At 67.6% G+C, this 6,501-nt stretch carries 5 protein-coding genes and 2 pseudogenes; 4 read left to right on the top strand and 3 right to left on the bottom strand.

Going from position 1 to position 6,501, the window contains the following annotated elements; genetic code table 11:
* The first annotated feature begins 431 nt into the window (after positions 1-431).
* Complete coding sequence (locus ACZ4LX_RS37740; protein ID WP_467651850.1) at positions 432-1,370, top strand: helix-turn-helix domain-containing protein; 939 nt, start codon at positions 432-434, stop codon at positions 1,368-1,370.
* Between the two features lie 55 nt (positions 1,371-1,425).
* Here the strand turns inward: ACZ4LX_RS37740 and ACZ4LX_RS37735 are convergent.
* Together ACZ4LX_RS37735 and ACZ4LX_RS37730 are read right to left on the bottom strand one after the other, a co-directional pair.
* Positions 1,426-2,497, bottom strand: a pseudogene (locus ACZ4LX_RS37735) (IS701 family transposase).
* A 154-nt stretch (positions 2,498-2,651) separates the two neighbouring features.
* Positions 2,652-3,068, bottom strand: coding sequence for a hypothetical protein (locus ACZ4LX_RS37730; RefSeq protein WP_467651848.1), 417 nt, complete (start codon positions 3,066-3,068; stop codon positions 2,652-2,654).
* Between the two features lie 240 nt (positions 3,069-3,308).
* On the opposite strand from ACZ4LX_RS37730, the gene ACZ4LX_RS37725 reads away from it, so the two are divergent.
* The 3 genes and pseudogenes from ACZ4LX_RS37725 to ACZ4LX_RS37715 form a co-directional block, all read left to right on the top strand.
* A complete protein-coding gene (locus tag ACZ4LX_RS37725) occupies positions 3,309-4,559 on the top strand; it encodes an IS256 family transposase (RefSeq protein ID WP_467651846.1) in 1,251 nt (416 codons plus the stop codon).
* Positions 4,556-5,023, top strand: a complete 468-nt coding sequence (locus ACZ4LX_RS37720) for a hypothetical protein (protein ID WP_467651844.1) — start codon at positions 4,556-4,558, stop codon at positions 5,021-5,023. The genes ACZ4LX_RS37725 and ACZ4LX_RS37720 overlap by 4 nt, the downstream gene beginning before the upstream one ends.
* 39 nt (positions 5,024-5,062) lie before the next feature.
* A pseudogene (locus ACZ4LX_RS37715) lies at positions 5,063-5,767 on the top strand (IS5 family transposase); the annotation flags it as partial.
* On the opposite strand, the gene ACZ4LX_RS37710 reads toward ACZ4LX_RS37715, so the two are convergent.
* Complete coding sequence (locus tag ACZ4LX_RS37710) at positions 5,730-6,074, bottom strand: SUKH-4 family immunity protein (protein WP_467651843.1); 345 nt, start codon at positions 6,072-6,074, stop codon at positions 5,730-5,732. The pseudogene ACZ4LX_RS37715 and the gene ACZ4LX_RS37710 overlap by 38 nt on opposite strands.
* Between the last annotated feature and the right edge of the window lie 427 nt (positions 6,075-6,501).

Here is a 6,501-nt window from a genome sequence, read left to right as displayed (position 1 = left end):
GCCTCCTGCGCGTCCGGCGACCAGGTCCGCGCATCCCCCACCAGATCACTCACACACCGTCAACGAGCCTGAACCCAATGAGTTTCTGATCAATAACACCAGTGCGTGTGAGAGGAGTTGCCCTTGTAACACGGCTTCCCAGTCTCGCCCCGGCCAGAAGGGGCGGAGGCAAGGGACGCCCGCTGAACGTGGGACGGCAGGGTGGGGCCGGGAGGTGGCGAATCTTAGGGGGCGCCCACCGGGGGCACGGCGGGCGCTTGCGGCGGCCCACGGTGAAGGGAAGGCTCGCCCGCGAGCGTGGGCACGCAACCGAGTAGGTGACCTCGACGAGGCTTCGCTCGCCCTTTCGTCCGGTCTGCCCCGAGAGGTCGTGCAACCTGCTTGGCAACGGTCTTGAGTCTCCAGCGGCTGGAGACAGCAGAGTGGGGGACATGGACGCTACGACCCTTTACTTGATCGGGGAGCTTTCCCGGCGGACCGGCTTGTCCGTGAGGACCATCCGGTTCTACTCCGATTCGGGGGTGATAGCGCCGACCACCCGTAGCCCCGCCGGCTACCGGCTCTACGACCTCGACGCACTGCGTCGTCTGGAACTCCTGCGCACCCTGCGCGAGCTGGGCATGGACCTGGCCGCGATTCAACGGGTACTGGACCGCGAGCTTTCGGTGGCGGAAGTCGCCGCGGCGCACGCCGACGCCATGGACGTCCAGATCCGGGTGCTGCAACTGCGTCGGAGCGTTCTGCGAGTCCTGGCCGGACGCGAGGCCAGTCCCGAGGAGACCACACTCATGCACAGACTCACACAGTTGTCCGGCGAGGAACGCCGACGTCTGATCGACGACTTCATGGACGGCACCTTCGGCACGGGGGATGCCGACCCGGCCGCGGTGACCATGGTTCGCGCTGCCACCCCTGACCTCCCCGATGACGCGACCAGCGAGCAGGTCGCCGCCTGGGTAGAGCTCGCCGAGCTGGTCGGTGACGAGGATTTCCGTGCCCGGATGCGCCGGACGGCTGTACGACAGGCCGCCGGGCGCCCACTCGACATCGAATGCGATGCCGACGACGAACTGATGGAACTCACCCGCCAGAAGGTGACCGAGGCCGTGAACTCGGGCATCGACCCCCACAGCGACAGGAGCGCGACCGTCATCGATGACCTCGTGCACCGCTTCGCCGAGGTGCTCGCGTGCACCCCTGACACGGAATTCCGGCGCTGGATGGCCCAGCAGTTCGAAGAGGCCCACGATCCCCGGGTGGACCGATACTGGCGGCTGGTGTGGATCGTCAACGGCTGGCAGGCAGTACCGAACCTGATCCCGGTGTACCCCTGGCTCATCCAGGCTCTGCGAAATGACCGTGCCGCGTAGAAGAATCCCGCACCGACCTTGTCTGGAAGGCTAGTCCTCCAGCGGTAGATCGTGATCATGCTGGGGCAGCGGCCTGGCGACGGTAGTGGCTTGCTTGGGATCGGGCCTGGTGGCGGCGTCGCCAGTGGGACCAGCGGAGCCGCTGGGCCGTGTCGTGGACGCGCTGGGCGACGAGCGTGATGAACAGGCGCGCGATCTCGTTGCAGGTGAGCGGGATCAGGTTGTCCGGTCCGGCGTGGCGGGCGTGTTCGGAGGGGCCGAGCAGGGCGACGGCGTGGAACCGGGAGGGAGCCGAGCGCCTGGAGCGCGGCGGAGTGGGCGCGGGTGCGGCGGATCAGCAGGTGCCGGTGCCCGGCCTGCGGGTCGGGCAGATCGATGACCGCCCAGTCGTAGAAGCGTTGCCCCTTGGCGCCAGCCCCGGCGGAGAGCTTCTGCCAAGCCCGCTTGGGGAGCTCCTTGGCCAGGGCGTCCGCGCGGAGCTTCCCGGCACGAGTGGTGACTTCGTGGGTGCGGGCCACCGCGAGCACGTAGCCGGTGGCGCGTTCCTCCAGGGTGGTCCGCAGTTTCGGGTTGCCGCCGTAGACCTCGTCGCCGGCCACCCAGGGGGCGTGGTGGCCGGTGTCCAGGAAACGGGTGATCATGCGGACGGCCAGTTCGGGCTTGGTCGCGAACGCGGTGTCCGGGTCGAGTCCGGCCGCGCGGCAGCGGTCGGGCTGGTCGGTCCAGGAGCATGGGATGTACAGCTCGCGCTCCACCGCGGCATGACCGCGCTGGCCTGCGTAGACCATGTAGACGGCGACTTGGGAGTCTTCGATCCTGCCCGGAGTGCTGGTGTACTGGCGTTGGACGCCGACCGTGTGGGTGCCCTTCTTCACGTTGCCGGTCTCGTCGACCACGAGGACCGCCTGGTCGTCGTGGAGGTGTTCGGCCACGTAGTCGCGGACCGCATCGGCATCCCACTTGGCCCGGTTCAGCAGGTGCTGCATGCCGTCCGGGATCGTCTCCCCGGCCTACTCGGCGATGGTCCAGCAGTTCTTGCGGGGCAGGTCCGACAGCATTCCCAGAACCGCGTCCCGTACCCCACGTCGGGGTTCCACCCGCACGAACCGGCCCGCTATCCGGGACATCAGGACCTCGAACATCACCTGCCAGGGGCAGGATCTATGCTGTGACCTGCGGCCACCGTTAGATCTTCAGTCTTCACAGACCGATGATCACCAGTGGCCGCGCCACTCTGCGTCCCGCCCGACTCCGGACGCTCAGGTCGGCGACTGCGAGCGTTCAACGCGGCTTGGAGATCCTGCCGATCTTCTTCGCCCCCGCCTTCGCTCGCCCGACCCTCCTAAGAATCAACGGCACTCCCACAGCCAAGGCTGCCTCCACTGCCGCCAGAACCAAGAATCCTCGGGTGGTGCCTGCGGACAGCGTGATCCCCAAGGCAACCGCAGCACCCACAGAGAACCCCAGCGACGGTCGCCAGTCGTCTGTGCGGATCATCGTCCAGCACAGCGGCGGGAATGAAAGAGACGCGATGACGAGGACCCAGACATACCAGCCGTAGCCGTCCGGCACCCCACACGCCCAACGTTGGCCGTCGGAACGCCACTCGCAGCCGCCCTCGACAAGCCCGGTCGCACACCAGCCGAGCGCGACAGCGAAGCACAGCCCGTAGAGGGCTCCCCACCCCTTGCTGTTCATGCCCGGATCCTACGGGGGCATCTTGGCTAACCCTTTCTACGGCCTCACCCGGCAGGTTCAGACAGCGGACCGGCCTTCCCTGGAGAGACCTGCCGTCTCGCTTCGGCAAGTGGATACGGAGCAATGCTCAAGACTTGTGGATCGGTTCCGGGAGGGCACGCGGAGGGCGTACCTTCCCGAATGATCCTTAAGGTCTCCGAGTAGGCCCGCGTTGCAGCGCGGGTCGGGAAGGCACGCCCAGTGCTCAGCGTAGTGAACGCCGACGGCTCCACCGAGTCCGGCTCCTTGATCGACGAGATCGTCCGGGAGGGGGCTCGCCGGATGCTGGCCGCCGCGCTGGAAGCGGAAGTCAACCAGTACATAGCCGAGTTGACTGCCGAGACCGACGAGGGCGGGCACCGCCTGGTGGTTCGCAACGGCCACCACCAGCCCCGCACCGTGGTCACCGCGGCCGGCCCGGTTGAGGTCAAGGCGCCGCGGGTGAACGACCGACGCGTCGACGACACCACCGGCGAGCGCAAGCGGTTCTCCTCGAAGATCCTCGCGCCGTGGTGCCGCAAGTCGCCGAAGATCTCCGAGGTCCTGCCGCTGCTCTACCTGCACGGTCTGTCGTCCGGCGACTTCGTCCCCGCCCTGGAGCAGTTCCTCGGCGGCACCGCGGGCCTGTCGCCGGCCACCGTCACCCGGCTGACCAAGCAGCGGAACGACGACCACGCCGCCTTCCAGGACCGGGACCTGTCGGACCGCGACTTCGTCTACGTCTGGGCCGACGGCGTGCATCCGAAGATCCGCCTCGGCCAGGCTCACTCGTGCGTCCTGGTCCTGCTCGGCGTCCGACTGGACGGCACCAAGGAGCTCATCGCCCTGGCCGAGGGCCTGCGGGAGTCCACCGAGTCGTGGGCCGACCTGCTGCGCGACTGCCGCCGACGCGGCATGCGCGACCCCGAGTTGGTCATGGGGGACGGTGCCATGGGCCTGTGGCGGGCGCTCGCCGAGGTGTTCCCAGCCGCCAGGCCGCAGAGGTGCTGGGTTCACAAATCCCGCAACGTCACCAACTGCCTGCCCAAGTCCGCGCAGCCTGCCGCTCTGAAGGCGATGCAGGAGATCTACAACGCGGAGGATCGTGGCCACGCCGAGAAGGCGATCGAGGCCTTCGCCCGCACCTACGGCGCCAGGTGGCCCAAGGCCGTCGCGAAGATCACCGAGGACCGGGAGGGGCTGCTCGCGTTCTACGACTTCCCCGCCGAGCACTGGATCCACTTGCGAACCACGAACCCCATCGAGTCGACCTTCTCCACGGTCAAGCTCCGCACCAAGGTCACCCGCGGCGCCGGCAGCCCGGCGGCTGCGCTAGCGATGGTTTTCAAGCTGGTCGAGTCCGCTCAGGCGCGATGGCGCGCGATCACCGGAGCCCACCTGGTGTCCCTGGTCCGCGCCGGCGCACGCTTCGAGAACGGCGTCCTGGCCGAGCGCGGGGAGCAGGCCGCATGAACCTCCACGACATCCTGCAGAACCCGGATGAACACGTCCGTTTCGCGGCCTACCTCGAACATTTGCAGCAGGTCGCCGACGCGGACGAGGTCGACCTGGTCAGCCGCGTGCTCATCGATCCGGACCAGACGATGGCCCAGTCCGCCGTGCTGCGGCACCTGGACCGTCGGGCCGCCGACCTCCATCCCGGTCCTGCCTACGAGGGGTGGGCGCAGGCGATGACCCAGGCCACGATCGACCACCCCTTCCTCGCTCAGCGCCTGCGGGAGTGGTCACTCTTCCGCGCCGTCACGCTCGAACTGCCCTGGCAGTTGGACGACCTGCTTGCGTCGTCCAACTGGCTCCAGCTCAAGACCGCCGCCACGACGAACACCGAGGCGAACAAGATCCTCGCCGAAGCGGGCCGCACCAAGCGGATCCGCAACACCGCCAAGACCAGCCTCAGCCACCGCAGCGAAAGCTGAACTCAGCCCACCCACAACTCTTGACTATTGCTCGTGGATACGGTGTACGACCGTCATCGCAGGTGGTCGGCGGACGGCACGTGGGAGAAGATCTTGCGGGCCGTCCAAGCCGACGCTGATGCGGAGGGCCGGATCGACTGGAGCATGGTGAGCGTCGACTCGACGTCCTGCCGAGCACACCAGCACGCAGCCGGTGCCCTCACCCGCGCGCCACGAGTTCCGGGCCGGCGCAGTCGCTCGGCCAGACACCGTTCAGACGAGGGCCTGGGCCGCTCCCGGGGAGGACTGAACTGCAAAATCCACCTGGCCAGCGAGGGCGGGCGTCGCCCGCTGGCCTTCATCATCACGCCCGGACAGTGGGGTGACGTCCCGCAGTTCATACCTGTGCTCGAACAGGTCAAAGTCCCAAGGCCGGGTGGCGGACGCCCACGCACCCGACCAGACCACGTTGGAGGCGACAAAGCGTATTCCTCGCGCCGAAACCGCCGGAACCTGCGGCGCCGGCAGGTCAAGCACACGATCCCTGAACCCAGGGACCAGCGAGCCAACCGCCAACGGCGGGGCAGCAAGGGCGGCCGGCCCACCGGCTTCAACACGACGGTCTACCGGCGCCGCAATGAGGTCGAGCGCACCATCAACCGGCTCAAGACGTTCCGCGCGGTCGCCACGCGCTACGACAAGAGGGCGTATTTCTTCCACGGGACGGTCACGGTCGCGGCGATCCGATTGTGGCTCCGCCCGTGACTTCCATGTCCTCGACTATTGGTCTTCCGGGACCAGGACGCCGAGCTCGACTTCCTCGAACGCGTGACCACCAGGCTTCGTTGTCCTCGAACACCACTGGATCGCTCTGCCGGGCCCGCTCAAGCACGTCTTCGACGTAGTCCTCGTAGTCGTCGTCCGCATCGCTCCGTCCCGACCAGAAGAACGCCTCCCACACCTCCAGGACGTTCTGCAGACCAGCAACCGAGGAGTTGACCAGCCCGTACTGCTGGCCCCCATCGCTGCCATAGCCGCGGACCATCCAGACTTCGCCGCTGTCGATCAGCAAGCCAGTAGGTGTTGACGCCGTCCTCGAACGCGCCGAGGAACGCAGCCCGACCCGGCGGAAGGGCGCGGACCTCCAGCTCCCGACCCGCGTCCCGCACGAACATGCGGTTGCAGTCGGCCGGCAACCCTCGCTTGCCCAGCCCAGACACTGCCTCACGGCCCACACCCAGGCCCGCGAGAGCACTCGCGTCATATGGCAGCCACAGCACGCTCGGCAACCGGCACCCCTACTCGATCCAACCATCCGATCCTCTCAGACCACGTAGACGACCCATCGGACAGGACCTAGGTGTACTGACCCGTGAGGTTGGGGACACGGCTGGCGGGTGGTTAGCCCTTGAGCGCGGTGTGTCCGCGGTGGTGATTGTAGGTGTGGAGCCACTGTGGGTAGGCGTCACGTCGCTCGGCCTCGGTTCGGTATGGCCTTG

Source organism: Streptomyces sp. NPDC026062 (assembly GCF_055568375.1).
This window is presented reverse-complemented; position numbering and strand designations above follow the sequence as displayed.